The organism is Hwanghaeella sp. 1Z406 (assembly GCF_048892425.1).
Taxonomy (GTDB): Bacteria; Pseudomonadota; Alphaproteobacteria; order UBA8366; family Aestuariispiraceae; genus Pacificispira.
In genome coordinates this window covers 40,352-66,933 of sequence record NZ_JBLZHU010000009.1, presented here as the reverse complement: position 1 = coordinate 66,933, position 26,582 = coordinate 40,352, and the positions used below count along the sequence as shown (strand labels likewise).

Genomic DNA, 26,582 nt, shown 5'->3' with positions numbered 1-26,582 from the left:
TGATATGCTAATTCGCTCTGCGCATTTAAACGTAATGACCAAGGCCGCCGAAAAGGCCGGTCGCATGCTGGTGCGCGATTTCGGAGAGGTGGAGCAATTGCAGGTATCCCGCAAGGGACCGGGCGATTTCGTCTCCACCGCCGATCAAAAAGCAGAGCGGACGATCATTGAGGAACTGACCCGCGCCCGCCCGGAAGCGGGAATCCTGGCGGAAGAATCCGGTGGCAAGATCGGGGATGATCCAACAAAGCGTTTCATAATCGATCCCCTGGATGGCACGACGAATTTTCTGCATGGATTGCCCCATTGGGCGGTTTCCATCGGATACGAAGAAAACGGCGAATTGATCGCAGGCGTGGTCTATGACCCGATCAAGGATGAGCTGTTTTGGGCCGACAAAGGCAAAGGTGCCTATGTCAATGACCGGCGCATTCGTGTTTCCGCCCGCCAGAACCTGCATGACGCCGTGTTGGGGACCGGTATTCCGCATATCGGGAAAGAAACCGACGATCACATAAAATTCACACGCCATCTGCAAACCGCTATGAGTGAGACGGCTGGTGTGCGCCGATGGGGTACGGCATCCCTGGATCTGTGCTATGTCGCAGCAGGGCGCTTTGATGGGTTCTGGGAACGGGGGTTGAGCCCCTGGGACGTTGCGGCCGGTATTGTAATCGTCAAGGAAGCGGGCGGTTTCGTTACGGATATCAAGGGGCGCGCCTATACCTTCAACAGCCCGGAAATCGTCGCCAGCAATGAACAATTACAGCGCAAACTGCTGTCGATGCTGAAAAAATCATCGCCCGCGGAAGACGCCTAACGCGCTTTTGGTGTCAATTTAATCTGTTTCTGAGCGCCGGTTGCCTGTTTTGGGCGGTTGTCCCGCGCCCCCGGCTCACGCTATGGTCTTGTCGATCAGGTGACGCCCCCTCAAAAAAGAGCGGGACAGCACCATATCATTGTGCAAGAGCGACAACTGTGAGCGATCCTATGAAAGATGTCAGCCCCTGTGTGAACCGGCACGCCCTGCCCCGTTTTTGGCGTCAGCCTAAATTTTGGCGACTTTCCGGCGGGACTGTGGGATTGGCCGCGCTGATGCTGTCGACCATGCTGACATCGGCACAGGCACAGCAGGCTTATTTTCGGGGGGAAGCAAATTCAAACGACTCCGTGACCGTGAATTTGTCTGTGATCGACAAGCTTAAAGGCGGGCCAGCCCCGCTGCAGGCACCCAGCTTTGCAACCCCCGCTGCCCCCCCTGTGATCTCTCAGACAGCGCCACCAAAGCCTATGTCGACAAAACCACAACCAGCCCCGGCCGCCGGTCTGGCGCCGCCGCCTAGCCAGGCACCGCAATCGACCTTGCTGGTTCCAAATGCCCCGTCCGGGTCCGGGAATAGCGTTGCTGCAACGCCACCACCTGTGCCGTCCCTGCCCTTGCCAAAACCGGCAAAGGCCGCAACACCCGCCCCAACGCCAGCGTCACCGCCACCCAAGCCGCAGATCGCCGCAGAACCTGCGCCGAAACCCGCGGTCCCCCAGCCTGCCCCTGAAGCGCCTCCGGCCTCCACAATAGAAGCACCTCAAACCGCAGCGGTTGAACCCTCCCCTGCGCCGGCCCCCACTGCGACCCAGACCGAAGAACAGGCCGCCACGCCAGCGCCAGCTTCCCCACCGCCTGCCCCCGCAATCACGCCAGAGCCTGCCCCGGCACAATCTGCGCCGGCCCAACCTGCTGCGGCAGAAGAGCCCCAGGTGGCATCGGTTGACCTGACCGCAGTGGATTCGTCTGGCGTCATGAAAAACAATGATGGTCTGAGCGTCCTGTTCAGCCGGGATTCACAAGACCTGCCCAGTGCCGCCGAAACCGCCTTAGCGGAACTGGCTGAAGAGTTGAAAGGCAACGAAAGCCTGACATTGAAATTACTGGGATATTCTGAGCCAATCGGCGAAGCACAGAGCAAACCGCGACGCCTGTCGCTGTTCCGGGCGCTTGCCGTGCGCACCTATCTGCTGAAACAGGGCATAGACAGTCGCCGGATGACGGTTCAAGCGCTTGGGACGAAGGATGAAAGTCCCGATCGACCGAAGAATCGCGTAGACCTGATCGTATCGGGTGCTTAAGGCATTCCAGACTCAAGAATAGTGGACCCAACCGTATCTTTAGAAAGCGAGATGGCGAACAATGAGTACACCAACCCCGTTTCTTATACGTATGGGCATCTTTCTTATCATCATCGCCATCGGTGTCTTTCTGATCTATCCAACCCTGATGGATGCCTTTCTGGCAAATGCCGTGATCAATGGGGTTATTCTGGGCGTTCTGGTGATTGGTATCGTCCACGCCTTCCGAACCGTGGCCGGATTATTTGCAGAGACGAACTGGATCCAGCGCTTTCGGCTGAGCTTTGAAAATGGCTACCAGCATACCGAAGCAGCACCCCGCTTAATGGCGTCTGCCGCAACGCTGCTGACCAAGCGCAGCGAACGCGGGCAGTTGCACATTTCCGCAGGCGGGATGCAGACAATTCTGGATGGTGTCGGGGCCAGGCTGGATGAAAGTCGCGAAACCGGCCGGTATATGGTCGGACTGCTGGTCTTCCTGGGCCTGTTGGGCACATTCTGGGGCCTGTTGGACACAGTCCAAAGCGTTGGCGGCGTTATCAGTGGCCTTGATCTTGCCTCTGACAATGTTGCCGGCGCGTTTGAGAATTTGAAACAGGGCTTGCAAACACCCCTGTCTGGCATGGGCACGGCGTTTTCTTCGTCTCTGTTCGGCTTGGCCGGATCTTTGATCCTGGGCTTCCTGGCCCTACAGGCGGGACAAGCACAGAACCGTTTCTACAATGAATTGGAAGATTGGTTATCCAGCCTGACGCGCATCGGGGGTGGTTCCATCGGTGGCGATGGCGATCAATCCGTGCCGGTTTACATTCAGGCCCTGCTTGAGCAAACGGCCGACAGCCTGGAAAGCCTGCAACGCACCATGGCGCGGGCCGAAGAAAACCGCCAATCATCACAACAGGATTTCGGCCTGCTGAACGAAAAGCTGTCGACCCTGGTCGACACGATGCGCACCGAACATGACCTGATGCTGCGCCTGGCAGAGGGGCAAAAGGGCCTGAAAGATGTGCTTGTCAAACTGTCAGAAACGTCTGGCAAAGGCGCCTTTGATGCAGAATCCGGCCGCCATATCCGCAACATCGATATGCATCTGGCGCGCTTGTTGGAAGATACGGCGCGGGGTCGTGCCGAAACGGTCCAGGAATTGCGCGGTGAGTTGCGTATTCTGGCCCGCACGATTGCGGGTCTGAAGGACAGCGGTAATGCGTAATACGTCCAAACTGTTTTCCCGATATTCTGCCCGACAATCTGATGGCGTGAGGAGCCGATAGTCTATGGCATATGCCCGTCGACAACGCGCCAATCTGGATATCTGGCCCGGCTTTGTGGATGCGCTGGCCTCGCTATTGATGGTCATCATCTTTCTTTTGATGATCTTTGTCGTCTCCCAGTTTTATCTGAATGAAGAAATCATTGGCCGCGATAAGGCCCTGGACAGGCTGCAGAACCGGGTTTCGGAATTGGCCGATATGCTGGCTCTGGAGCGGGAGTCTTCTGCTGAGATCCGAACCAACCTGTCCAATGTGACCGAACAATTGCGCGCATCGCTGCAGCGTCAGGACGCGTTGGAATCCCAGATCTTTCAATTGCGCGGCGAGAATGCGTCGCTGGCATCAGAACTGGATGCCGCAAACAACAACAACCGCGACCTTCTGAGCCGCCTTACCGTTAAAAATGATGAAACGGCCGCTGTGCAAAAAGACCTGAATGAGGCGCGAACCCGGCTTGAATCCCTGGAGTCAGAGCGGGAACAGGTCTCAAAAGAACTGGAAGACGCCTATAAAATAATCGACGCCGATAAGGAAAAAATCCAGGCGCAACTGAGCGATCTGGCCAAGCTTGAGCGCGAAGTTGAAGCCCTGATCTCCCTGCGGGACGAATTGCAGGGGCGACTGGCCAATGAGGCGCTGAAACTGGATGACAAGCAAAAGGATCTGGTCGCCGCACGGGCTGAAACCGCGCTGTTGAACGACCAGATTCAGGCCTTGAATGACCAGATCGCGGAATTGAATAAGCTGCTGGAAGTCTCAGAGGCGCGCGACGCGGCGCAACAGTCACAGATCGTCGATCTGGGCAAACGTCTGAATGTCGCCCTGGCCGGAAAGGTTCAGGAACTGGCGCGCTATCGTTCTGAATTCTTTGGGAAGCTGCGCGAAATCCTGGGCAATCGCAGCGACATCCGCATCGTTGGGGACCGCTTTGTCTTCCAATCAGAAGTCCTGTTCGAACAGGGCCAGGCCGAATTGGGCCCGGCCGGTCAGGTCCAGTTGATCAGCTTTGCCGATACGCTAAAAGAAATCGCCGCACGGATCCCGTCCGATATTGACTGGGTCCTGCAAGTCAATGGTCATACCGATAAGATTCCGATCAGAACCGCGCAATTCCCGTCAAACTGGGAATTGTCGACAGCCCGGGCGATTTCAGTGGTGAAATTCCTGGAAAGCCGCGGTATCGACCCGAACAGGATGTCCGCAGCAGGCTTTGCCCAATATCAGCCCCTGGATACTGGAAACAGCGACGAAGCCCTCCGCCGCAACCGCCGCATCGAAATGAAGTTCACCAATCGCTAAGAACACGCAATTCGCTATAAATTTATGTCTGAATATGCGCCGGAAGGGCGTTATTCCCCCGACGGTATTCCCGTAAAACCGACCAAATAACCATAAAAACACCGATGATGCACAATGCTGCGGAAATGAAAACTTCACGAATTACTGCCGATTCTGCAAAAATCTGCTGAAATTCAGGCGATGAAGCTTGTGAAAGCGCTAGCCGCTTCAGAGTAAGTACCAAGCAGGTAGAGAGCATCAGCAGGGCACCAAATCCGCAGGTCTCCGGCACTGTCATCGCAGTGCTTTCGGTTTTCTTTTCAAGTAAAAAAGTAAAACTCGCCGAAACCGACCCGACGATCAGTGTAAATGGAAGAAGGTTCCACATTTCCTCTCGAAACTCCAGAAATCCTCCATGCAATAGAAAAGCTGACAATCCCAAAATTACAGCAGATAATAGTACAAATGATACGCTAGACAGGACCAGAGAAACGGCACAATCCGACCAGGACGGTCGATCAATAAACAAGCTGTCCTGAGTTTCCACATTTATCTCCATGCGCCGTAACGCGACATATACAGGAAAGAATGCGATAGAGAAAAGAAACGCAACCAAAAGCGAGGGCCAAACAATCATTGTCTTAGGCCCAATACCCTCATCAGGGATCGCGTCAACACCAAACAGACTAAGAATCGATATAACACCAACTAAAATAAAATAATACGCAATATAGGAGAAGAAAATTGAGAAGGAGACGATTTCCTTGGTGCGCTCTTTTTTTACTCTCACAACGTGATTTAATAAAATGTGCCCTTCAATCCCAACTTTACTTAAAATACTAAATACTGACTCACCGGAATTTACTAATTTTATTAAACCCGCTGAAATAATTAGCATTATTTTGTTTATTTCGTTCTGAAGTTTTTCCTCCCACTCATTAACATCCGGTGGCGGATAGTTAAATTGTTCGTGGTTGGTTAGCGCATTAGCGAAATCCATCGTCGTCGTATCATACCCTTCAGAGCATGTTTCTTGTATCTTGCTTCGGTGCGCTTCCCAAAAATCATGGAAAATGTTCGCTGAATCTTTCCAGGATTCAACAATGATAACAAACTGCGTATAGCGGCGCAAAACGCTCCCCAGTGGCTTGGATTCATCAATTGGCGTGCCGAAATGTTGACGAAGAGGCACCTTCAATCTGTCGGCTATGTCGACATCAGACCCAAGGTCGATGTTGGATGACGCTACAATTTTTCGGTACACCTGAACTTTCTTTGGAATAGCGGCAAATTGTTGGATCTTACTGCGCAACCAACGGTCAAAACCGCCCCCAAACTTCAAAACCGAAAATACAGCAACAAACGCAATTGTAGGCCCAAAAAACTCGGGCACCCTTAACGCATAAGCCAAGTATTTCCCACCTGGAACGCCTAAGTTTTCGATAAAACTGGCCCATTCGTCTGATGGGACTTTTTCGTAAAGAAGATCAGATTGTTCGAGGATGAACCGAAAACAAATCGCATAAGCTGCGAAATAGACCAAAAATGTGCCCAGATACCAATGCCGTTTCGTCCAGACATTGGTCAACATGCTAAACCATGAAAGCAACTCAACATCGCCAGAAATCTTAGCGTATCGTCTCAGCAACAACCAAAACAAGATGCCCATAAAAACTAGAAAAGCGAGCAAAGCGAGAGTGCTTTCCACACCGAAAAGATAGGAAACAAGTTCTTTCATCATGCCCCCCGAAAGGAAAACCCTCAGCACCCATCAAGGAGAAATGTACCAGAACTACTACTTTAAGTCAACGTCACGGGTAATCTGTTTCGAGCGCTCCCTGATCCAGCTAACTCAATCTGCGACTGGCGGGCAGACGATCCAGATTTGCGAGCACGTCATCATGATGCGGCATTGCGGATTGTGCGCCCTCTTTGGTGCAGCTCAGGCCAGCCCCGACAGAGCCCCATCGCAGGGCCTGTTCTATATCCATGCCCTGATCCAGCGCAACGGCGAGATTGCCGACAAAGGCATCGCCCGCGGCTGTGGTATCGATGGCGGCCACTGGCAGGCTGGGTATTGACCAGCCCCCGTCAGCCCCAAAGCATAACAGCCCGGCACCGCCCAGTGTCAGAATGCAGGTCAGCCCATAGCGGCTAGCCAATGCGCGCGGCACACGGGTCGCCTGTTCAACCCCCAGACCAACCTCTTTCGCGACGGTCTGGCCTTCCAGCTCATTGACCACCAGATAATCGACGGCTTTCAGGATTTCCTCTGGCACCATGGCGGCAGGCGCAACATTTAATAGAATGCGGGCACCCTGGGCCTTGGCGCGCTTTACCAGGGCCCAGTTTTCCGTCGGCGAAACTTCCATCTGCATCAACAGCACTGTGGACTCATTAAGAACAGCATCCGGAACCTGAGAGGCCGTTGTGGCCATATTGGCGCCGGCGCCGACGATGATGCTGTTTTCGCCGGAATCATCGACCCAGATTGTTGCACAGCCAGTATGCTGATCCACCGCTTCGCCAACATTGGCGACATCCACGCCCTGTTCATTTAATAAATCCAAAGCGAATGATCCGAAATTGTCGTTTCCAACCATTCCGATCAGATGGACCTCTGCGCCGCCTCTGGCTGCTGCCAGCGCCTGATTGGCCCCTTTTCCGCCCGGCGTCATCAGATAATCGCGCGTCAGCAAGGTCTCCCCAGGGCGCGGCAGGCGTTGCACCCGCATTTCTATGTCAATATTTACCGATCCGAAGACGACAATCACGCCTCCACCCCTTTCCGCTGTTCATACTTTTTGTTTTGCCGATCTGCGCCGACCGTATCTATCTCTTCCTTACTACGCCAATTTGACGCAGCTTGGAAGAGTGCGGATTTCCATTGCCCGATCTGGTTCAGCCGGGTTGCCGATGGTTTTTCAGGGGTATAGTATTCGCGCCTTGTGATCACATATCCAGAGCTGTTGCGCAATGATTGTCGCCACTCTGGACAAACTCGGGACTTTATCCATGTCAGACCTCGTCAACTCCCCCGCCGCCCGTGACATCAAATACGTGATGCATCCCTATACAAATATGGAGAAGCACAAGGAAATCGGGCCGTTGATCGTTGAGAAGGCGTCTGGCGTCTGGGTCACAGATGATGCGGGCAAACAGTATATCGAGGGCATGGCTGGCCTGTGGTGCACATCGCTTGGTTTTGGGGAGCAGCGCCTGGTCGATGCCGCAACGAAGCAGATGCAGGAATTGCCGTATTATCACCTGTTCACCCATAAAACGCACACCCCCGCCATCGATCTGGCAGAGCGTCTGTGCGGCATGGTGCCCGGAAATATGGACAAGGTGTTTTTCGCCAATTCCGGTTCTGAGGCCAATGATACGGCTGTAAAGCTGATCTGGTATTATCACAATGCCATCGGCAAGCCGAAGAAGAAGAAAATCCTGGCGCGCCTTAAGGGCTATCATGGCGTGACCGTCGCAACCGCCAGCCTGACCGGCCTGCCTTTCAATCATCGGGATTTCGACCTGCCGATTGAAAACATCATGCATGTCGATTGCCCGCATCACTATCGGTTCGCCCATGAAGGCGAAAGCGAAGAGGATTTCGCGACCCGACTGGCCGAAAACCTTGAAAAGCGCATTCTGGAAGAAGACCCGGAAACCGTTGCCGCCTTTTTTGCAGAACCGGTTATGGGGGCAGGTGGCGTGATTGTTCCGCCCCGCACTTATTTTCAGAAAATTCAGCCGATCCTGAAAAAGTACGACATTCTGCTGTTGGCCGATGAGGTGATCTGTGGCTTTGGGCGCACAGGCAATATGTTCGGGTCCGAAACATTTGGCATTCAGCCCGACATGATGACCGTCGCAAAGGCGCTGTCCTCTGCCTATCTGCCAATTTCCGCCTTGATGGTGAATGAGAAAATTGCGTCCGCCGTGTCACAGAATTCCAACAAGATTGGAACTTTCGGTCATGGCTATACCTATTCAGGACATCCAGCCGCCGTGGCTGTCGCGCTGGAAACCCTGAATATATATGAGGAACGCGACATCCTGACCCATATCCGGGAAGTCGGTCCCTATCTGCAAGCGCGCTTGCGTGAATTTGCCGATCATCCCTTGGTCGGCGAAGTGCGCGGTGTCGGTCTGATCGGCGCGATTGAGCTTGTGGCGGACAAGGCGAGTAAGAAAAGCTTCGAGCCCAGCCTGGCCGTTGGCGCAAAGGTGATGATGGCGGCCCAAGAGCATGGTCTGATCTTGCGCAGCATGCCAACCGATACGCTGGCCTTCTCCCCGCCATTGATTATCAGCAAGGCGGAAATCGATGAAATGCTGAGCCGCTTTGGCACAGCCTTGAATGAAGTTGAGCAATCGCTGTCAAAGGCGGCTGCCTGAGATCGGTGCACCTGCGACACCCTTACCAAGGGACTTTTGTCGGCGTAACAGTTATGTAACGCGCCTGGAGAGACTATTTGACCCCAGGCTGGGTACGATATGGCAGTGGTATCGGCCGTGTCAGCGATTAGGGAAAGGCACCCAATGGATTATGATGCATTTTTCAGTGAGAAGCTTAACGCACTGAAAGCGCGCGGTGATTACCGCATTTTCGCGGAATTGGAACGTCGTGCAGGTCATTTTCCGTCGGCGCTGAAGCACGTGTCTGGATCGCGGGACGACATCACCGTCTGGTGTTCAAATGACTATATGGGCATGGGCCAGCACCCCGATGTGATCGCCGAAATGGTGAAAGCAGTGCAGACCCATGGGACCGGCGCAGGGGGAACCCGAAACATCTCTGGCAACAATCACCTGCATGTATTGTTGGAAGAAGAACTGGCATCGCTGCACGGCAAGGATGCGGGCCTGATATTCACCTCAGGCTATGTCGCCAACATGACGGTTTTGTCGACGCTGGCGCGCAGCATTCCTGGCTGTATCATCTATTCTGATGCAAAGAACCACAATTCCATGATTGAGGGCATTCGTCACTCCAGGGCTGAAAAGCGGGTCTGGAAGCACAATGACCCCGCGGATCTGGAACGGCTGATCCTGATGGACGACCCGGCCGCCCCCAAATTGGTTGCCTTTGAATCCGTCTATTCAATGGATGGTGACATTGCCCCCATTGCCGAAATCCTGGATGTCTGTGAACGCCACAATGCTTTGAGCTTTCTGGACGAGGTCCACGCAGTTGGCATGTATGGCCCGACAGGGGCCGGTGTCGCCGAACGCGACGGCGTGATGGATCGTGTGGACATCATTCAAGGCACGTTAGGCAAGGCCTTTGGCGTTATCGGCGGTTACATTGCCGGATCTGCCGTCCTGGTGGATTTCGTCCGGTCCTTTGGCAATGGATTCATTTTCACCACGGCCCTGCCCCCCAGCGTGGCCGCTGCCGCCCGCAAAAGCATTCAGATTGTCCGGGCCTCTCAAAACCTGCGGGATCAGCATCAGGACCGCGCGGCAGCCCTGAAGGCATCCCTGTTAAAAGCTGGCTTGCCGGTTATGCCGTCTGTGACCCACATCGTTCCGGTCCTGGTTGGGGACCCTGTCGCCTGTCGACGGGCAAGCGACCTGTTGATGGAACGACACCGCCTGTATGTACAACCCATTAATCATCCAACAGTGGATCGCGGCACGGAACGTCTTCGACTGACACCAACGCCCTATCATGATGACGCTGCTATCGCCAAATTGACCGACGCTCTGGTCGATGTCTGGGGTGCGTTGGATTTGAAACGCGCCGCTTAATTAACCAAAACCGAATTGCATTTTTTTGCGCCGCACCATAAATATACACAGATTTGACGGAATTATTAAAATATATGACGCAAAAGTTTCAATGTTCGGGAAATTAGGGCTTTTCAATTCGGTTCACAACGCGTTAGGCTTCAAGTGGTTAAGGAATGGGCAACTTTCACGATCCATTTCGTCGACAGGGATACCCCGTCCAAGGACGGGTTAAAACGACCGGAAAATATAGCAACAAATGCGTTTGCGTTTGAGTGTCGGTACGTTTGCAACAGTTTGGGGGTAGGTTTGAGCTTTGCCAAACCACACAGCAATTCAACCACTATCAACATGACCGCGTCGGTCGTGCGCGGGCCTGAGCTTCTGCGCAACTGCTACCAATTTTTGTTTTGAAGGGGTGAGGGCAGCTATGGATAAGGACGACTACATCGTTCGGTTTGAGAACGTCCAGAAAAGCTATGATGGGGAGACGCTCGTCGTAAAAAACTTCAATATTGATATTGAACGTGGCGAATTTCTTACAATGCTGGGCCCATCGGGGTCCGGAAAGACGACCTGTCTGATGATGCTGGCGGGGTTTGAGCCGGCAACGAATGGCGAAATCTATCTGAATGGCAGCCCCATCAACAATGTGCCCCCACACAAGCGCGGCATTGGTATGGTGTTCCAGAACTACGCCCTTTTCCCGCATATGAGCGTCGCTGAGAACCTGGCCTTTCCGTTGAAAGTACGCGGGATGAACAAGTCGGATTCAGACGCAAAGGTTAAGCGTGCCTTGGGAATGGTGCGATTGGATGATTTTGGTGGTCGCCGTCCTGGGCAATTGTCTGGTGGTCAACAGCAGCGCGTCGCGGTTGCGCGCGCTTTGGTGTTCGAGCCGGATCTGGTGCTGATGGATGAACCACTGGGCGCGCTGGATAAAAACCTGCGCGAAGAAATGCAGTTTGAAATCAAACACATCCATGAATCTTTGGGTGTGTCCGTGGTTTATGTAACGCATGACCAATCAGAAGCTTTGACGATGTCTAACCGGATCGCCGTTTTCAACGATGGTGTGGTGCAGCAGTTAGCAGCCCCGGAAGTCCTGTATGAAAAGCCAGAGAATGCCTTTGTTGCGCAATTCATTGGTGAGAATAACAAGCTGACCGGCAAAGTGACCGCCGTCGATGGTGATATCGCACAGGTCACGCTGGATGGCGGCGGCGACAAGGTGGCTGCATTGGCGGTCAAATGCGGTGGCGTTGGTGAGAAAAGCCAACTGTCGATCCGCCCCGAGCGCGTTATTCTGGGCGATGAAGATGTCCCCAATAAGATGTCAGGTAAGGTCGTCGAACTGATTTACCTGGGCGACCACATCCGGTGCCGGATGGAAGTGGGCGACAGCAGTGAATTTATTGTGAAAGTGGCCAACAGCCATGCTCACGCAGCCCTGAAAGTCGGAGAAGTTACCCCGATCGGATGGGTCACAGAGGATTGCCGGGCGCTGGATGTGCTCTAGGTAAAATATTTAACCGTTATCGGATTCGTCCCGTCCGAGACGAATTCGAGTTCTCGAAACTCGGACGACATGAAACAGCTAAACCAGGGAGTAATCCATGAAATCCATGTATACCCTTGCTACCGCAGCCGCGGCACTGATGGCGATGTCTTCTGCACAAGCAGAAGATATGACCATTGTGTCCTGGGGCGGAGCCTACTCTGCCTCTCAGCAGGCGGCGTATCACGATCCCTACATGAAGCTTAATCCCGATGTGAACATCATCAACGATGAAAGCTCTAACGAAGCCGTGGCCAAAATGCGCGCCATGGCGGAAGCGGGAAACATCACCTGGGACGTCGTTGACGTCGTTGCAGCGGATGCAATCCGTCTGTGCGATGAAGGCCTGGCCATTGAAATCGATCCGGACAAGGATCTGGCCCCTGCGCCAGACGGCACCCCGGCTTCTGAAGACTTTGGCGAATTGCTGGTCTCCCCCTGCTATATCCCACAGATCGTTTATTCGACGACCTTTGGCTATCGCACCGATGTCGCCGAATGGGGCGGCAAAGAGCCGGAAGACCTGTGTGCCGTTTTCGACACCAAAACCTTCCCCGGCAAACGCAGCCTGGAAAAGCGCCCGATCAACAACGTCGAATGGGCCCTGCTGTGTGACGGTGTTGCACCAGACAAGATCTATGACGTGCTGTCCACCGATGCAGGCGTTGAGCAGGCATTGGCTAAACTCGCCACGATCCGTGACGACGTGATCTGGTGGTCTGCCGGTGCAGAAACGCCCCAGCGCCTCGCCGATGGCGAAGCGGTAATCGGTTCGACCTATAACGGTCGTCTGTTCTCTGTCATCGAAGAACAGAAGCAGCCGGTTAAAATGCTGTGGGACTGGCAGGTATTTGACCTGGACGGCTGGATCGTTCCGGCTGGTCTGCCTGAAGACCGCCTGAAGCGCGCTATGGACTATATCTACTTTGCCACCGATACGCAGCGTCTTGCGGATCAGGCCAAGTATATCTCTTACGGCCCGGCGCGTAAGTCTTCGGCACCGTTGGTTGGTAAGCATGCAGAACTGGGCATCGAAATGGCCCCGCATATGCCGACCGATCCGAACAACGCCAAGAACACACTGCTGTATAACTACGAGTGGTGGGCTGATAACCGCGATGATCTGGATGCTAAATTCCAGGCATGGTTGGCTCAGTAATGCCTATTGTCGGGGGCGGAGCGCCGTCCCCGACAGTTTGTTCCTTTCAGATGATTTTTATTTTTTTGTAAATTTTGATTTTACTGAGTGTTGGTTGGGTTTGGCGTAATCGGTTCAGCGTGAATGGGGGATGACGATGAGTAACGCACAGGCAAGTAATGCCGGAGTAATTTCCGCAGATGGTGTGCCGCTGAAAGTCAGTTTAGCACGTGCGCTGCGGCGCCAGAAAATTCGCGCCCTGATGCTGATCGCCCCGCTGCTGATATTCGTTGTCATCAGCTTCATTGCGCCGATTGCGGATATGTTGTTCCGGTCTGTCGAAAACTCCATCGTACCAGATACCCTGCCGAAAACCGTTGTCGCCCTTCAGGAGTGGGATCCTGCCTCGAATGAAGCGCCAGGCGAAGCCGTGTTTGCGGCAATGCATGCCGATCTTGTTATCGCCGCTGAACAAAAAATCCACACCCGTGTGGGCCAGCGCCTGAACTATGAAGCGCCCGGCGTTTCCAGCCTGTTCCGAAAAACGGGCCGCCGGGTAGACCGGATGGAACCTGGCAATTACAAAGAACAGTTCCTCGCGATCGATAAGGACTGGGGCAATGTAGAAATCTGGCAGACGATCCATCGTTTTTCCGGCAATTACACCTCCGGGTATTTTCTGTCTGCCGCCGATGCGGAACTGACGCCAGACGGCATTGAACTGGTCCCGGAGAACGAGCGCATATATCTGACATTGTTCGTCCGCACGCTGGTCCTGTCCTTCACGATTACCCTGACCTGCGTTCTGTTAGGATATCCAATTGCCTTTTTGCTGTCGAACCTGCCGATGCGCACATCCAACATGTTGTTGATTCTGGTCCTGCTGCCGTTCTGGACATCGTTGCTGGTGCGCACATCCTCCTGGATCGTGCTGTTGCAGCAACAGGGGGTTATCAATGATCTGTTGGTTTCCATTGGAATATTGGACGATCAGAATCGACTTGAACTGATGTATAATCAGTTCGGGACGATCATTGCGATGACCCATATCCTGCTACCCTTTATGATTTTGCCACTTTATTCGGTCATGAAGACGATATCTCCCTCCTATGTCCGGGCGGCGAAATCTCTGGGGGCAAATGATTGGACGGCCTTCTGGAAAGTTTACTTCCCCAATTCAATTCCAGGAATCGGGGCGGGGGCTATTCTGGTCTTTATCCTGTCTATTGGTTACTACATCACACCGGAACTGGTTGGGGGCACCTCGGGGATCTTTATCTCAAACCGGATCGCTTACCACATTTCTTCTTCGCTGAACTGGGGACTGGCTGCAGCGCTTGGCGTTATTCTGCTGGCACTGATTCTCGTGTTCTATTGGCTCTACGATAAGATCGTGGGCATCGACAACGTGGCTCTGGGGTAAAATCAATGGCTGCTCTTCCTCCCTACGCATCATCGGCGCAAATTGCCTGGCACTACGGGTTCCGGACGATCTGTACCTTGATTTTCATCTTCCTGATGTTGCCGATCATGGTGATTGTACCGCTCAGCTTTAACGCTGAAGACTTTTTCACCTTTACCAAAGCAATGCTGGCATTGGATCCAGACGGCTATTCGTTGAAGCACTACAATGACTTCTTCACCAATTCCGATTGGCAGGGCGCATTGGGGAACAGTTTGCGCATTGCCCCAATGGCGACATTGCTGTCCACCGGTCTTGGCACCCTGGCTGCAATTGGCCTGTCACAACAGCATGTCCCATTCAAAGGGGCGATCATGGCGATCCTGATTTCGCCGATGATCGTGCCGCTGATTATCTCTGCTGCAGGCATGTATTTCTTTTATTCCCGCATCGGCCTGCAGGGCACCTATTGGGGCGTGGTTCTGGCGCATGCCGCCCTGGGAACGCCCTTTGTTATCATTACCGTCACGGCCACGCTGGTTGGTTTCGACCGAAGTCTGGTTCGGGCGGCTGCCAGTCTGGGGGCCAATCCGGTCACAACTTTCGTTAAGGTTCAGATGCCCCTGATCCTGCCCGGTGTTATCTCCGGTGGCCTGTTTGCCTTCATCACCTCCTTTGACGAGGTTGTGGTCGTGCTATTCGTTGGATCGGCAGGACAGAAAACCTTACCCTGGCAGATGTTCACGGGCCTGCGGGAGCAGATATCCCCGACCATTCTGGCCGTTGCAACCGTGCTGATCGCGATATCCATCCTGCTGCTCAGCACGCTGGAACTGTTACGTCGCCGTTCCGAGCGGTTGCGGGGCATGTCACCAGGGTAATTTGCACCGAGTAACTGCATCATAAAATGCGCTGACTGTCAGCAATCCGCATTGCTGTTCCTAAGGCATTTGGATAGCGTTCCATCGTATTGGACGCATTGCGAAAATCATTTCTGGATTTTCTGCGGCGAAGGCCTTAAGTCTGTTGCGAGCGACTCGCAACTAATAGAAAGTATGCTGATGTATGGCGATAGAAGTTTGGTCCCTGGCGAAGCGGTCCGACTGCTCGCCCTGGGCGCATTGATGGAAAAGGATTGCCGCTATGGCGATCTGGCGACTGAAATTCGTTTCTTCACCCAACGTATCGTAGGCCCCTCTCTGGATCTGTTGGGGTCCTCGCTGGAATTGTTGCGAATAGAGGGGTTGGCCGACGCAGTTGAACATGCGGAAAATGATGAACGCGCCCTTTTGCGTATTACGGAGTCCGGTCGCAGCCTTTTTGAAGACCTGATGAGTGCGCAACTGAGAGCACCGATAAATGATGTCGGGCGTTTGGTACTGCTACTGAAACTGCGGTTTCTTACCTATCTGCCAAAAGAGGCACAGGAAGACCAATTGGACCTGTTGAGTGATATCGTCCGTACCGAACGTGCCCGTGCCGCAGAGCTGGTCAAAGAATTCGGGGAACATCCCATCGCAGACTGGCTGGCAATTGACATTGAACAGGCCGACCGGCGCATCACCTGGTTAGAGTCGGCTCTTAAAAAACTCTCTGTGAGTTGATTTAACGATAATGCCGGGCGACCGTTTCTACGAAAACAGGAACGGATATAGGTTTGGACAGATAATCATCGCAGCCCGCTTTCAGAAACCGTGCTTCATCCCCTGCCATGGCAAACGCGGTAACAGCGATGATGGGAATATCTGCAAGGTCAGGATTCGCCCGAATGGCCTTCGTGCATTCCACCCCTGACATACCCGGCAGTTGGATATCCATTATAATCGCACCAGGGCGAATTTCCTTCAGCAATTCCAGGGCCTTTTCCGCATCACCGGCCTTAAAGACGGTATAGCCCAGCGCCACGAGAAGATCGCTGAACAACCTCATATTGATGATATTATCTTCAACTATCAGTATTGGTGCAGATGCTGTCATGAGCCTTAAACCTGTGCATTCTTTTCCATCACGTGCGACGATGTACCGTATCTTACAGTGCGTCTTCTTAATAAAATGGAAAGACTTTTGTCATTTTTATTCAATAGGAATGGAGGCCAGCGCAGTGAGCGCATCCCCTTCAACGCGATAGCTTAACCGATTGAGTTTGAAACTGTCCGGCGCAATCAACTCGTAAAATGCGCGGGCATGCAGATCCAGTCTATCAGCATGCCAGTCGATACGGCGATATCCCTGGTCCAGACAAATTTGCGCCAGATGCGTCATCAGGGCCTTTCCAACCCGTTTGCCACGCGCTTCCTCTGTCACATAGAGGTCCCGCAGGAAAATCCCATTTCCCACAAAGGCCGCTTCATAGACGGTCGAATACATTGCAAAGCCGAGGGGCTTCGATTGCTCTCCTGGCTGGGTCCAGGCAATAAGACAGTCATAGGCACCCGCCCCTGCCGGGCCATCCTGTTCCAGAATGGTCGCAAGTTCAGCCTCTTCAACAGGCATTGGTGTTTTATAGAAAGCCAGCATTTCGGCGACCAAAGGACCGATTTTCACCATATCGCCCGGTCCGGCAGGGACAATCTGAAATGCTGTCATAGGCTTTAGTTCTGCACAACGCCGGAAGGTGCCAGGGTCAAGGCTCCGCTGGACAGATCTTTCACAAGGCTCAACGCCTTATCCAAGGCCTCATCCACTTCCTCCGTCTCTGGATCATCCAGCACGGCAATGGTGGGTTCGATGCCCCCGTCAACCGACTTGCCACTGGGCGTATAATACAGCGCCGTCGTCAGTTTTAGACCGCCGCCGCCGCTGAATTCATAGGTCGTTTGAACAGAGCCTTTGCCATAGCTGCGCTCGCCGATCACCAGACCGCGGTCGCGATATTTGATTGCACCGGCGACAATCTCTGATGCACTGGCCGAGCCTTTATTGATCAAAACGACGACCGGCAGGCCTTCGCTGGGATCTGCATAATCGGCATCAAATTCCTGACTATCTGTCCGGCTGCGCGTGGAAACAACCAGCCCCCCTCTGAGAAAGGCTCCCGCGACATCGATACTTTCATCCAACAGGCCGCCCGGATTGCTGCGCAGGTCAACCACATAGCCTTTCAAGCCGTTCGGCCCGGCCTGTTGTTTCAACTCCGACATGGCGCGGCGCAGCGCGCTGCCTGTATCGCGCACGAAATGGGTAATGCGCAGATAGGCAATCCCATCGTCTTCAATTCTATATCGCACACGCTGAATGCGAATAACCTCCCGGGTCAGTGGCAGATCGAAATCCGCCTGGCCTTCCCGTGCGATGGTGACGGTAATCACCGATCCAGGCGGGCCGCGCAGCAGTTCAACAGAATCGCGCAAATCCATTTCCGCCAGCGAAACGCCGTCGGCATGGGTTAAGACATCGCCAGACTTCACGCCCGCGCGCATCGCTGGCGTCCCATCGATGGGGGAAATTACCGCCAGCCCTTTGGGGTCCTTCTTAATCTCAATCCCCAAACCGCCAAATGCCCCATTGATCTCCTGATTCAATTTCTGAAAGGCATCTCGGTCCATATAGACAGAATAATCGTCCAGCGAATGCATCATCCCGTTGATCGCGGCCTCGACCAAATCGGAGTCCGACGCCACCGTCGGGTCTGGGAAGCTTTCCCGCATCCCCTCCTCTGCCGATTTCATCAAATCGACATCCTCTGTCGGTCGAACATAAGCATATCGGACGCGCTGATAGGCCTGAGCGAAAAGGCGACTGTCGGCGCGATGGGGATCTTCTGGACCGATCCGCCCCCCGCGATAGGCGCTGATAAACTGATCCATTTTTGCGGCCGTATCGCGCGCGTCCGGTGCGGAGATACCGCCGCCCACGACACAGGCAACCGCAACGACACCGGCAAATCCCGCCGCAAGGAGAAGTTTGGTTCCACGTTTCATGCGCATAATTATAGTCGATCTATCCATCATTCGCCAATTCACTTGATAGGGCCGCAGGGCATTTAGCAGAAAGTACCGTAGCGCAGCTTTTAGACCGCGCAAGCATCTCGCCCAGCCAATGCTAGAACCGTGCCATTTGCACTAACGCCGCTATTGCGACCCATCACGATATTGCCGGGTAAGACGCTGGTAATGCTGTGCATCAAAGACCAGAAAGTCGGTATCTTCAGGGCGAAGATCGCGCAATTTCCGGGCAGGATTGCCTGCCCATAACTCGCCGGAAGGAATCTTCTTGTTTGGTGCGACCAAAGCGCCCGCAGCAACAAAGGCACCCTGTCCCACGACAGCCCCATCCAGCACGATGGCCCCGATCCCGACCAGGCATCCATCCTCCAGCGTGCAGCCATGCAGCCTGGCCCCATGCCCAACCGTCACATTCTGTCCGATCACAGTGGGCCCTGTATCCAGGGTGACATGAACAACCGTGCCATCCTGAACATTCGACCCATCGCCAACAGTGATGCTTTGATCATCACCGCGCAGGACACAGCCAAACCAGATACTGACGCCTGCCCCGATCGTGACATCACCAACCAGCACCGCCCCTGGGGCAATATAGGCGCTGGGATCGATCTTTGGCGTCTTCCCAGCATAGGCCAGGATGATCGGTTCAGCGGTCATGGAACGGGATCCCTATTCTGCGGCGTGTAGACCCGCAGAGTGCCCAGCCGGGTTCAATCGATCAAGCGCCAATCGGTCTGCGGCGATATGGGTCGCGATGCCTTCCTTCTTGGCCCGCTGATAGATTTCTTCCAGGGTGACCCCAATCTGCGCGATATGCGCAAAGGTCGTTTCCCGATCAAAATTCGGACCTTCGTGATAGATGTGGATCACCCCACCGGCATTAATCACATAATCGGGCGCATAGAGAATACCGCGCTGGGCGAGGCGATCCCCGTGGCGATCTTCGGCCAACTGGTTGTTGGCAGCCCCAGCCACAACACTGGCGCGCAATCGATCCACAGTCTTGTCATTGATCGACGCCCCCAGCGCACAGGGCGCATAAACATCAACATCGGCATCATAGATATCGTCCAGACCGACCACGGTTGCGTTGAATTCTGACTCTGCCTTCGCCAAGGCTGCCTGATCGATATCGGTGACGGTCAGGACAGCACCGGCCTCATGAAGCTGGCGCGCCAGATCATAGCCAACATGCCCCAGACCCTGAACGGCGACACGGATGCCTTGCAGGTCCGTTGCACCCAACCGGGCGCGCACAGTCGCCTCAAGGCCTTTGAATACGCCATAGGCGGTGCCGGGTGACGGATCAAAACCGACCCCTTTCACACCGCGCACATGAGGGGTTTCCTTAGAGACCTCCAACATATCTTCAGGACTGGTGCCAACATCTTCCGCCACGATATAGCGGCCACCCAGGCTTTCCACAAAACGCCCCATTGCGCGCATCATGGCGGGCGTCTTATCGGTCTTGGCATTCCCCATAATGACAGACTTGCCACCGCCCCAGGGCAGACCGGCCAGCGCGTTCTTGAAAGACATGCCCCGCGACAGGCGCAGCACATCGGTCAGCGCAGCTTCATCATCCACATAGTCCCACATGCGACAGCCCCCCAGGGCCGGGCCAAGGGTCGTGCTGTGCAGGGCGATAATCGCCTGCAAACCGGTTTTCGCATCACTGTGAAAGGCGACGGTTTCATGACCATCAAAGCTTTTCGACGAAAACACACTCATGGGGACTTCTCCTCTGTTTGGTGAAGTTGAAATATTATTACCCAAAATATGAGCCTGATTTTGATCGGAAAAAAGGGGGATTCTACAGGTCTTCAAAGAAAGACCGAAAATCATGAAGCAGCGCCGAAGAGACGCAATTATTGATCACAATACCCTGAAAAAGAGAAATTCTCTTAGGATGCGTGCTTCAGATCACAGGCTGGTTGCACTGCGCGCGGCCTGATCGTACAGGCCACTGAGCGCCCGCAAGGTCCTGGCCGCATCGGTAATTTCCTGAGAGTCTACACCCCCAAGGCCCTGAAAGGCATCCACCAAACACGCCTCCCGGACCTCACGATATTTCTGACAGGCATCCCGGCCCTGGTCTGAGGTTGTGTAAAAAACCTCCTTTCCCCGCTTCTCAGCAGTGACCAGATCCGCCTTTAACAGCTTCTTCAACGCGTATGTGACCGTATGGGTATCTTCCACATTCAGCGTAAAGCAAATATCCGCCAGGCGCTTGGCCCTGTTGCGGTGATTAACCGAATGCAGCACCAGAATATCCAGTGACGCCAGATCCGCATAACCAGCCGCCGCCATGCAGCGCGATACCCAGCGTTGGAAGGCATGCCAACTGACCATAAGGCCATATTCATACTCACTCAGTTCTGCGGCCTTTTCGGAAACCAGATGCGAGGAAGAGACGATACGGCTTTTGGTCATTGGCCTACTCCACCGCCTGGGCTGTTTCATCGGCCTTGCCATAGCCGCCGCCGCCCGGGGTTTCCAATACGAAGACATCGCCTGCTTCAACTGCCCGCATGTCGGTTGCGGTCATCATCTCAATGCTGCCGTCCGTGCGCTCGATCCAGTTGCGGCCAACAGCGGCGTCTCCCCCGCCTGCCATGCCATAGGGTGGCACGATGCGGTGATTGGCCAGAATAACGACATCCATCGCCTCCAGGAAGCGCACGCGCCGGCGCACTCCATCGCCCCCATGATGACGCCCGACACCGCCAGAGCCCTTACGGATTTCAAAGCTTTCCAGCAATACTGGCAGACGCCATTCCAGGATTTCCGGATCGGTCAGGCGGCTGTTGGTCATATGGGTGTGCACAGCATCGGTGCCGTCGAAATCCGGTCCGGCCCCTGATCCACCACAGACGGTTTCGTAATACTGATACCGATCATTGCCCCAGACGAAGTTATTCATCGTCCCCTGGGCTGCAGCCATCACGCCCAGCGCGCCATACAGCGCATCGGTGACGATCTGGGACGTTTCCACATTCCCGGCAATCACAGCACCGGGATAGCGGGCGTTCAGCATGCAATCTTCCGGCAGAATGATGTCGATGGGTTTCAAGCACCCCTCATTCATCGGAATATCATCTTCGACTAATGTGCGGAAGACGTACAATACCGCCGCCTTACACACCGCCGCCGGGGCATTGAAATTATTCTGACCCTGAGGGCTGGTGCCGGTGAAGTCCACCGTCGCACCGCGATTGGGTTTGTCGATGGTGATCTTGACGCGAACGGTCTGACCATTATCCATGGGATAGTCGAAACTGCCATCCTTCAGGACATCAATCACGCGGCGCACCGATTCTTCGGCATTATCCTGCACATGGCCCATATAGGCCTCAACCGTGTCCAATCCGAAATGATCGACCATCTTGCCCAATTCCTGAACGCCCTTTTCATTGGCGGCCAATTGGGCACGCAGGTCGGCCAGGTTCTGATCCGGGTTGCGGGCGGGATATTTTGCGCCCAACAGGACCTTGCGGAAATCTTCTTCCCGATAGCGGCCCTGATCGACCAGTTTGAAATTGTCGATCAACACACCTTCTTCGTCGATATGCTTTGAATCCGGCGGTGCGGAGCCTGGTGTGCGGCCACCGATATCAGAATGGTGCCCGCGGCTGGCGACAAAGAACAGAATGCGACTGCCTGCGTCATCAAAAACAGGGGTTACAACGGTAACGTCTGGCAAATGGGTCCCGCCATTATAGGGATTGTTCAGGACATAGGCGTCGCCCGGCTTGATAGCGCCTTCATTATTGCGAACAACGGCACGGACACTTTCCCCCATGGACCCCAGATGTACCGGCATATGGGGGGCATTGGCGATCAGATTACCCGAGGAATCGAAGACGGCGCAGGAGAAATCCAGACGCTCCTTGATATTGACCGAATAGGCCGTGTTTTGCAGCGTATAGCCCATCTGTTCGGCAATCGACATGAACAGATTGTTGAAGACTTCCAGCATCACCGGGTCGCTGGTCGTACCAATGGCAACCTGGCGCGGCAGGGCCTCCACGCGGGTCAGGATTAAGTTGCCAATCGCGGTCATTTCCGCTTCCCAGCCGGGCTCGACAATATTGGTGCCGGTCCGCTCCACAACGATTGCGGGGCCTTTGATCTTCTGGCCTGGGGCCATTTTATCGCGGTCATAAGCGGGCGCCTGAACCGATTTCCCAGCCATATAGGCGGTGATGGTCTCCATTGGTTCCGGCGTTGCCTGACGGGTCGCCAGATCATCCACCGACAGGTCAAAAGTCCGGCCAATTGCTTCGACGGACAGGGCGGAGGCAACCAGCCCCTTGCTGCCCATCAAGAAGCCAAACCGCGAACGATACGCTTCCTTAAAGGCCTCGGACATAGCGTCCAGGGAGCCAAAAAGTACTTCCAGCGCTGTATCAGACCCATCATAGCGGATATGAACCTTGCGCAGGATTTCCGTGCGATCGTTTGGCACGTCCTGGCGGATCAGTTCTTTCTCCGCCTCTCCGGCCATGCCATCCAATTCCGAGCTCAACCGGCTCAACAAGCCCTCATCCAAGGGCTGTTCGACAGAGCGTTCCCGCATCGCGCGGATATCAGCCAGGCCCATGCCATAGGCCGACAGAACCCCCGCAAAGGGATGGATCAGAACCTTTGTCATGCCCAATGTATCGGCGATCAGACAGGCATGCTGCCCCCCGGCCCCACCAAAGCATTGCAGCGCGTATTCGGTCACATCATAGCCGCGCTGGACGGAGATTTTCTTAATCGCATTGGCCATGTTTTCGACTGCGATTTTCAGGAAACCTTCAGCAATCTCTTCCGGGCTGCGCGCCTCACCCGTCGCGGCCTCAACCTCTTTCGCCAGGGCGGCGAATTTCTTATGCACCGCATCGGCATCCAGCGGCTCATTCTGGTTGGGGCCAAAGACGGGCGGGAAGAATTGCGGCTGTAATTTCCCCAGCATCACATTGCAATCAGTCACCGCCAAAGGACCACCGCGCCGATAGGCAGCCGGTCCTGGATTCGCACCTGCGCTTTCGGGTCCAACGCGGAATCGCGCGCCATCAAACTGACAGATCGATCCCCCACCTGCAGCCACAGTATGGATCAGCATCATCGGCGCGCGCATCCGCACACCCGCGACCAGTGTTTCAAACGCCCGCTCGTATTCGCCATTGTAATGGGCGACATCGGTCGAGGTGCCCCCCATATCGAAGGTGATGACCTGATCGAAGCCAGCCTGTTCCGCTGTCTTCACCGATCCGACGATACCGCCCGCAGGGCCGGACAGGATGGCGTCCTTACCCTGGAACAATTTCGCATCGGTCAATCCGCCATTGGATTGCATGAATTGCAGGCGCACATCGCCCAATTCACCAGCAACCTGACGCACATAGCGCCCCAGAATGGGCGACAGATAGGCATCCACCACAGTGGTATCGCCGCGCCCGACAAATTTAATCAGCGGACTGGTTTCATGGCTGGTCGAAACCTGAGTAAACCCGATTTCCCGCGCCAGATCGGCGATTTTAATTTCATGATCCGGCACGCGATAGGCATGCATCAGCACGATGGCGACAGAGCGAATGCCATCATCAAAGGCAGCCTGTAGCTTCGGGCGCAGATCGTCTAAATCCAGAGGCGTGAGAACAGCATCCCTGGCATCAATCCGCTCCACCACTTCCTCAACCCGGTCATACAGCAATTCCGGTAGGATGATATTGCGGTCGAACAGACGCGGGCGCGCCTGATAAGCAATGCGTAATTGATCGCGGAAGCCTTTCGTGACCACCAACAAAGTGCGGTCGCCCTTGCGCTCCAACAGCGCATTGGTGGCAACGGTCGTTCCCATCTTCACAGCATCGATCTTGTCAGACGGAATAGGGTCGCCCTTCTTCAGGCCCAACAGGTCACGAATGCCCTGAACCGCCGCATCAGAATAGGCTTCAGGATTTTCCGACAGCAGCTTGTGGGTCAACAGCGTACCATCCGGCTTGCGCCCCACCACATCAGTGAACGTGCCACCCCGGTCAATCCAGAACTGCCAGCCGTCCCGTTGATCCTGATTTTCTTGCGCCGTGTTGGTCATGATGCTGTCTTTCCTTATATCCGAACACAGCAACAATGATAATTTATCAATAAATTGTCAACGATGGTGCAGACATTTCACTCAAATAAATATGCGCAGTGCCACTACTGTCGCTGTGCCCAGGCAAACCGCGACGATCAGGGGCAATCGCAACGCCGCCAGAACGGTAACCAATGCGGCCACACTCTCCGCCAGGCCGGTCGTCAGGGTCATCGGGACGACCAGGGCCGTCAATACGGCGGCAGGCATTGCTTCCATTGCCACCTTCACACGACCAACCGGTGTTACATAGCGCACCAGGATATACCCACCGACCCGAAACAACAGCGTTACTGCCGCCATACCCAACAAGGTCAGCAGATGAACAGGATCAAGTGTCATGCCGATGCCCCTGCAGTCACAGTGTTACGATACAACAGGGCGACAGTGGCCATCCCTCCTAATGCACCGAGAAATATGTACCAGTATCCGGGCAACCAGAGATGCGCCACCAGCGCGCACAGCGCTGACCCAAGCACTGCGACCAAGGACGTGCGCCCCCGCCACATCCCCCGGATCAGACACAGAAACATGGCAACGAACATAAAATCCGCGCCAAACCGCGCGGGGTTTTCAATCGCGCTGCCCAGCCAGGCGCCAATCGCGCAGGAAATGGGCCAGTTCAGATAAAACAACACCGTCAAACCGATGACATAACCCGGCGTCAATTGGGCACTGCCACCGCGCTTGATCGCCAATGCCCAGGTCTCATCAGAATGGATTGCAACAAACCAGGCCTTGGTCGCGACAGGCAAGTGCCGGACATGCGGGCGCAGCGCCGCCCCCATCAGGAAATAGCGCGTATTGGCAAGGGCGGTGGCCAGCACAACGGCAAAGACCGGCACCGGTGTTGCCCAGACATCAATCGACACGAATTGCGCGCCCCCGGCATAGGTCGTGGCACACATCAAAATGACCTCCAGCGGGCTGAGGCCCTTTTGGACGGCCAATGTCCCAAACAGCAAGCCAAAGGGGACAACCCCCGCCATCAGGGGCAGAATATCCAAAAACCCCCGCCGCAATTCGGGCCAGAAACCAGGTCGGTCCATAACACACTCCCCATCTCATTGATGAGAAGGGGTCTATCAGGACCGACCCGGTCATTATTGTAGATTATTGCAAAAAGGCCGTGCGGTACTTACCGGGCGTGACACCGATGGCGCCTTTGAAGAGTCGAGTCATGTGCGCCTGATCATAAAAGCCACAGGATACGGCAACATCGACCGGCATGTGACCTTGTGCCAGAAACTCTTTGGCCCGTTTCACCCGACACCCGATAACCCAGGCATGGGGTGTCACTCCAAGCGCCAATCGAAAACTGCGGATCAATCGATAGGGGCTGAACCCGACCAGTTGGGCCAAAATGGAAAGATCCAAATCCTGATCCAGATTATCCTGAATATACTCACAAACGCGCCGAATCGCAGAGGCCTCCCGCCCGATCCCGATGACGGGTCCGCGCAATTCACCATGGCGTTTGACCAACAGTGTCGCGGCCTCAGTCAAGGCGGAATCCCGCTCCAGTGATTGTGGGGCGGTCTGCAGGGCATAATGGGCCCCGGCCAAAAGCCGCCAAACCTCATTGTCCTGAAACAGGGCATTCCTGAAATGCACCTGACCACTCGGGCGTTCCGTCACCTGCTCACTTATTCCCGATATCAAAGAGACAGAGGGATAGAACATGCGATAGCGATATCCGTTTTCACCTGGGCTTCCATCATGCACTTCACCAGGATTAACGATACACACATCGCCCGCAACCGCGCGACGATTCACCCCGTTGAGGCGATAACACTCAACACCCTGTTCTATAACGCCCATGACATAGGTATCATGGGTATGGGGTGAATAGCTGTGATTAACAAAAGTCGCATGCAGGCATTCCAGGTCCTCCCATCGCGGGTCACGCCAAAAATTGACCTGATCGCGCTTGGACAAGCTGTCCTGATTTACGGCGGCTTCTTGCGTTATCATCGACATAATGGCGTTTTCCTATCACCGAATCCAAGC

At 54.6% G+C, this 26,582-nt stretch carries 23 protein-coding genes; 11 read left to right on the top strand and 12 right to left on the bottom strand.

Annotated features, from left to right (window positions below; translation table 11 throughout):
• Nucleotides 1-4 precede the first annotated feature (4 nt).
• From ACOSDR_RS16670 to ACOSDR_RS16655, 4 genes are all read left to right on the top strand, one after another.
• The gene (locus ACOSDR_RS16670; protein ID WP_420731953.1) at nucleotides 5-820 is read left to right on the top strand and encodes an inositol monophosphatase family protein; all 816 of its coding nucleotides are present in this window, start codon (nucleotides 5-7) and stop codon (nucleotides 818-820) included.
• 158 nt (nucleotides 821-978) lie between these two features.
• Nucleotides 979-2,124: an OmpA family protein gene (locus tag ACOSDR_RS16665; RefSeq protein WP_420731952.1), complete on the top strand. Its 1,146-nt coding sequence runs from the start codon at nucleotides 979-981 to the stop codon at nucleotides 2,122-2,124.
• Between the two features lie 61 nt (nucleotides 2,125-2,185).
• Nucleotides 2,186-3,334 (top strand): flagellar motor protein MotA, encoded by a 1,149-nt coding sequence (locus tag ACOSDR_RS16660; RefSeq protein ID WP_420731951.1) that lies wholly within the window; start codon nucleotides 2,186-2,188, stop codon nucleotides 3,332-3,334.
• 64 nt (nucleotides 3,335-3,398) lie between these two features.
• The gene (locus tag ACOSDR_RS16655; RefSeq protein ID WP_420731950.1) at nucleotides 3,399-4,694 is read left to right on the top strand and encodes a peptidoglycan -binding protein; all 1,296 of its coding nucleotides are present in this window, start codon (nucleotides 3,399-3,401) and stop codon (nucleotides 4,692-4,694) included.
• Nucleotides 4,695-4,716: 22 nt separating this feature from the next.
• Here the strand turns inward: ACOSDR_RS16655 and ACOSDR_RS16650 are convergent, their stop codons facing one another.
• Nucleotides 4,717-6,414 carry a hypothetical protein gene (locus tag ACOSDR_RS16650; protein WP_420731949.1) on the bottom strand — a complete coding sequence of 566 codons (1,698 nt, stop codon included), beginning with the start codon at nucleotides 6,412-6,414 and terminating at the stop codon, nucleotides 4,717-4,719.
• Between the two features lie 106 nt (nucleotides 6,415-6,520).
• Nucleotides 6,521-7,447 carry a ribokinase gene (locus tag ACOSDR_RS16645; RefSeq protein WP_420725284.1) on the bottom strand — a complete coding sequence of 309 codons (927 nt, stop codon included), beginning with the start codon at nucleotides 7,445-7,447 and terminating at the stop codon, nucleotides 6,521-6,523.
• Between the two features lie 241 nt (nucleotides 7,448-7,688).
• Between ACOSDR_RS16645 and ACOSDR_RS16640 the strand changes: the two genes are divergently transcribed.
• The 7 genes from ACOSDR_RS16640 to ACOSDR_RS16610 all read left to right on the top strand — a co-directional run bounded on the left by ACOSDR_RS16640 (nucleotide 7,689) and on the right by ACOSDR_RS16610 (nucleotide 16,108).
• Nucleotides 7,689-9,071, top strand: coding sequence for an aspartate aminotransferase family protein (locus ACOSDR_RS16640; protein WP_420725285.1), 1,383 nt, complete (start codon nucleotides 7,689-7,691; stop codon nucleotides 9,069-9,071).
• A gap of 144 nt (nucleotides 9,072-9,215) precedes the next feature.
• A complete protein-coding gene (hemA, locus tag ACOSDR_RS16635) occupies nucleotides 9,216-10,427 on the top strand; it encodes a 5-aminolevulinate synthase (RefSeq protein ID WP_420725286.1) in 1,212 nt (403 codons plus the stop codon).
• Nucleotides 10,428-10,836: 409 nt separating this feature from the next.
• Nucleotides 10,837-11,925: an ABC transporter ATP-binding protein gene (locus ACOSDR_RS16630; protein ID WP_420725287.1), complete on the top strand. Its 1,089-nt coding sequence runs from the start codon at nucleotides 10,837-10,839 to the stop codon at nucleotides 11,923-11,925.
• A 97-nt stretch (nucleotides 11,926-12,022) separates the two neighbouring features.
• On the top strand, nucleotides 12,023-13,123 hold the full coding sequence (locus tag ACOSDR_RS16625) for an extracellular solute-binding protein (RefSeq protein WP_420725288.1): 1,101 nt from the start codon (nucleotides 12,023-12,025) through the stop codon (nucleotides 13,121-13,123).
• Nucleotides 13,124-13,259: 136 nt separating this feature from the next.
• Complete coding sequence (locus ACOSDR_RS16620; RefSeq protein WP_420725289.1) at nucleotides 13,260-14,525, top strand: ABC transporter permease; 1,266 nt, start codon at nucleotides 13,260-13,262, stop codon at nucleotides 14,523-14,525.
• A 5-nt stretch (nucleotides 14,526-14,530) separates the two neighbouring features.
• Nucleotides 14,531-15,385 carry an ABC transporter permease gene (locus ACOSDR_RS16615; RefSeq protein ID WP_420725290.1) on the top strand — a complete coding sequence of 285 codons (855 nt, stop codon included), beginning with the start codon at nucleotides 14,531-14,533 and terminating at the stop codon, nucleotides 15,383-15,385.
• 180 nt (nucleotides 15,386-15,565) lie between these two features.
• Nucleotides 15,566-16,108: a hypothetical protein gene (locus ACOSDR_RS16610; protein ID WP_420731948.1), complete on the top strand. Its 543-nt coding sequence runs from the start codon at nucleotides 15,566-15,568 to the stop codon at nucleotides 16,106-16,108.
• A 1-nt stretch (nucleotide 16,109) separates the two neighbouring features.
• On the opposite strand, the gene ACOSDR_RS16605 is transcribed toward ACOSDR_RS16610, so the two are convergent.
• The 10 genes from ACOSDR_RS16605 to ACOSDR_RS16560 form a co-directional block, all read right to left on the bottom strand.
• Nucleotides 16,110-16,481 (bottom strand): response regulator, encoded by a 372-nt coding sequence (locus tag ACOSDR_RS16605; protein WP_420725292.1) that lies wholly within the window; start codon nucleotides 16,479-16,481, stop codon nucleotides 16,110-16,112.
• Between the two features lie 96 nt (nucleotides 16,482-16,577).
• The gene (locus ACOSDR_RS16600; protein ID WP_420731947.1) at nucleotides 16,578-17,090 is read right to left on the bottom strand and encodes a GNAT family N-acetyltransferase; all 513 of its coding nucleotides are present in this window, start codon (nucleotides 17,088-17,090) and stop codon (nucleotides 16,578-16,580) included.
• 5 nt (nucleotides 17,091-17,095) lie between these two features.
• Nucleotides 17,096-18,430 (bottom strand): S41 family peptidase, encoded by a 1,335-nt coding sequence (locus ACOSDR_RS16595; protein WP_420731946.1) that lies wholly within the window; start codon nucleotides 18,428-18,430, stop codon nucleotides 17,096-17,098.
• 144 nt (nucleotides 18,431-18,574) lie between these two features.
• Nucleotides 18,575-19,105 (bottom strand): gamma carbonic anhydrase family protein, encoded by a 531-nt coding sequence (locus ACOSDR_RS16590; RefSeq protein WP_420731945.1) that lies wholly within the window; start codon nucleotides 19,103-19,105, stop codon nucleotides 18,575-18,577.
• Between the two features lie 12 nt (nucleotides 19,106-19,117).
• Nucleotides 19,118-20,179: a Glu/Leu/Phe/Val family dehydrogenase gene (locus tag ACOSDR_RS16585; protein WP_420731944.1), complete on the bottom strand. Its 1,062-nt coding sequence runs from the start codon at nucleotides 20,177-20,179 to the stop codon at nucleotides 19,118-19,120.
• A gap of 192 nt (nucleotides 20,180-20,371) precedes the next feature.
• A complete protein-coding gene (locus ACOSDR_RS16580) occupies nucleotides 20,372-20,881 on the bottom strand; it encodes a winged helix DNA-binding protein (RefSeq protein ID WP_420725297.1) in 510 nt (169 codons plus the stop codon).
• A 4-nt stretch (nucleotides 20,882-20,885) separates the two neighbouring features.
• Nucleotides 20,886-24,533: a hydantoinase B/oxoprolinase family protein gene (locus tag ACOSDR_RS16575; protein ID WP_420731943.1), complete on the bottom strand. Its 3,648-nt coding sequence runs from the start codon at nucleotides 24,531-24,533 to the stop codon at nucleotides 20,886-20,888.
• A gap of 81 nt (nucleotides 24,534-24,614) precedes the next feature.
• A complete protein-coding gene (locus tag ACOSDR_RS16570; protein WP_420725299.1) occupies nucleotides 24,615-24,914 on the bottom strand; it encodes an AzlD family protein in 300 nt (99 codons plus the stop codon).
• Nucleotides 24,911-25,621 carry an AzlC family ABC transporter permease gene (locus ACOSDR_RS16565; RefSeq protein ID WP_420731942.1) on the bottom strand — a complete coding sequence of 237 codons (711 nt, stop codon included), beginning with the start codon at nucleotides 25,619-25,621 and terminating at the stop codon, nucleotides 24,911-24,913. The genes ACOSDR_RS16570 and ACOSDR_RS16565 overlap by 4 nt, the downstream gene beginning before the upstream one ends.
• A gap of 64 nt (nucleotides 25,622-25,685) precedes the next feature.
• A complete protein-coding gene (locus tag ACOSDR_RS16560; RefSeq protein WP_420731941.1) occupies nucleotides 25,686-26,552 on the bottom strand; it encodes an AraC family ligand binding domain-containing protein in 867 nt (288 codons plus the stop codon).
• Nucleotides 26,553-26,582 lie beyond the last annotated feature (30 nt).

What these genes read in the sequence shown, in the direction of transcription:
- ACOSDR_RS16610 (WP_420731948.1), top strand. Translation starts at nt 15,566, where the DNA reads ATGTATGGCGATAGAAGTTTGGTCCCTGGCGAAGCGGTCCGACTGCTC.
- ACOSDR_RS16625 (WP_420725288.1), top strand. Translation starts at nt 12,023, where the DNA reads ATGAAATCCATGTATACCCTTGCTACCGCAGCCGCGGCACTGATGGCG.
- ACOSDR_RS16605 (WP_420725292.1), bottom strand. Translation starts at nt 16,481, where the DNA reads ATGACAGCATCTGCACCAATACTGATAGTTGAAGATAATATCATCAAT.
- ACOSDR_RS16650 (WP_420731949.1), bottom strand. Translation starts at nt 6,414, where the DNA reads ATGATGAAAGAACTTGTTTCCTATCTTTTCGGTGTGGAAAGCACTCTC.
- ACOSDR_RS16575 (WP_420731943.1), bottom strand. Translation starts at nt 24,533, where the DNA reads ATGACCAACACGGCGCAAGAAAATCAGGATCAACGGGACGGCTGGCAG.
- ACOSDR_RS16640 (WP_420725285.1), top strand. Translation starts at nt 7,689, where the DNA reads ATGTCAGACCTCGTCAACTCCCCCGCCGCCCGTGACATCAAATACGTG.
- ACOSDR_RS16595 (WP_420731946.1), bottom strand. Translation starts at nt 18,430, where the DNA reads ATGCGCATGAAACGTGGAACCAAACTTCTCCTTGCGGCGGGATTTGCC.
- ACOSDR_RS16630 (WP_420725287.1), top strand. Translation starts at nt 10,837, where the DNA reads ATGGATAAGGACGACTACATCGTTCGGTTTGAGAACGTCCAGAAAAGC.
- ACOSDR_RS16620 (WP_420725289.1), top strand. Translation starts at nt 13,260, where the DNA reads ATGAGTAACGCACAGGCAAGTAATGCCGGAGTAATTTCCGCAGATGGT.
- hemA (WP_420725286.1), top strand. Translation starts at nt 9,216, where the DNA reads ATGGATTATGATGCATTTTTCAGTGAGAAGCTTAACGCACTGAAAGCG.
- ACOSDR_RS16570 (WP_420725299.1), bottom strand. Translation starts at nt 24,914, where the DNA reads ATGACACTTGATCCTGTTCATCTGCTGACCTTGTTGGGTATGGCGGCA.
- ACOSDR_RS16655 (WP_420731950.1), top strand. Translation starts at nt 3,399, where the DNA reads ATGGCATATGCCCGTCGACAACGCGCCAATCTGGATATCTGGCCCGGC.
- ACOSDR_RS16585 (WP_420731944.1), bottom strand. Translation starts at nt 20,179, where the DNA reads ATGAGTGTGTTTTCGTCGAAAAGCTTTGATGGTCATGAAACCGTCGCC.
- ACOSDR_RS16580 (WP_420725297.1), bottom strand. Translation starts at nt 20,881, where the DNA reads ATGACCAAAAGCCGTATCGTCTCTTCCTCGCATCTGGTTTCCGAAAAG.
- ACOSDR_RS16660 (WP_420731951.1), top strand. Translation starts at nt 2,186, where the DNA reads ATGAGTACACCAACCCCGTTTCTTATACGTATGGGCATCTTTCTTATC.
- ACOSDR_RS16615 (WP_420725290.1), top strand. Translation starts at nt 14,531, where the DNA reads ATGGCTGCTCTTCCTCCCTACGCATCATCGGCGCAAATTGCCTGGCAC.
- ACOSDR_RS16600 (WP_420731947.1), bottom strand. Translation starts at nt 17,090, where the DNA reads ATGACAGCATTTCAGATTGTCCCTGCCGGACCGGGCGATATGGTGAAA.
- ACOSDR_RS16560 (WP_420731941.1), bottom strand. Translation starts at nt 26,552, where the DNA reads ATGTCGATGATAACGCAAGAAGCCGCCGTAAATCAGGACAGCTTGTCC.
- ACOSDR_RS16670 (WP_420731953.1), top strand. Translation starts at nt 5, where the DNA reads ATGCTAATTCGCTCTGCGCATTTAAACGTAATGACCAAGGCCGCCGAA.
- ACOSDR_RS16565 (WP_420731942.1), bottom strand. Translation starts at nt 25,621, where the DNA reads ATGGACCGACCTGGTTTCTGGCCCGAATTGCGGCGGGGGTTTTTGGAT.
- ACOSDR_RS16590 (WP_420731945.1), bottom strand. Translation starts at nt 19,105, where the DNA reads ATGACCGCTGAACCGATCATCCTGGCCTATGCTGGGAAGACGCCAAAG.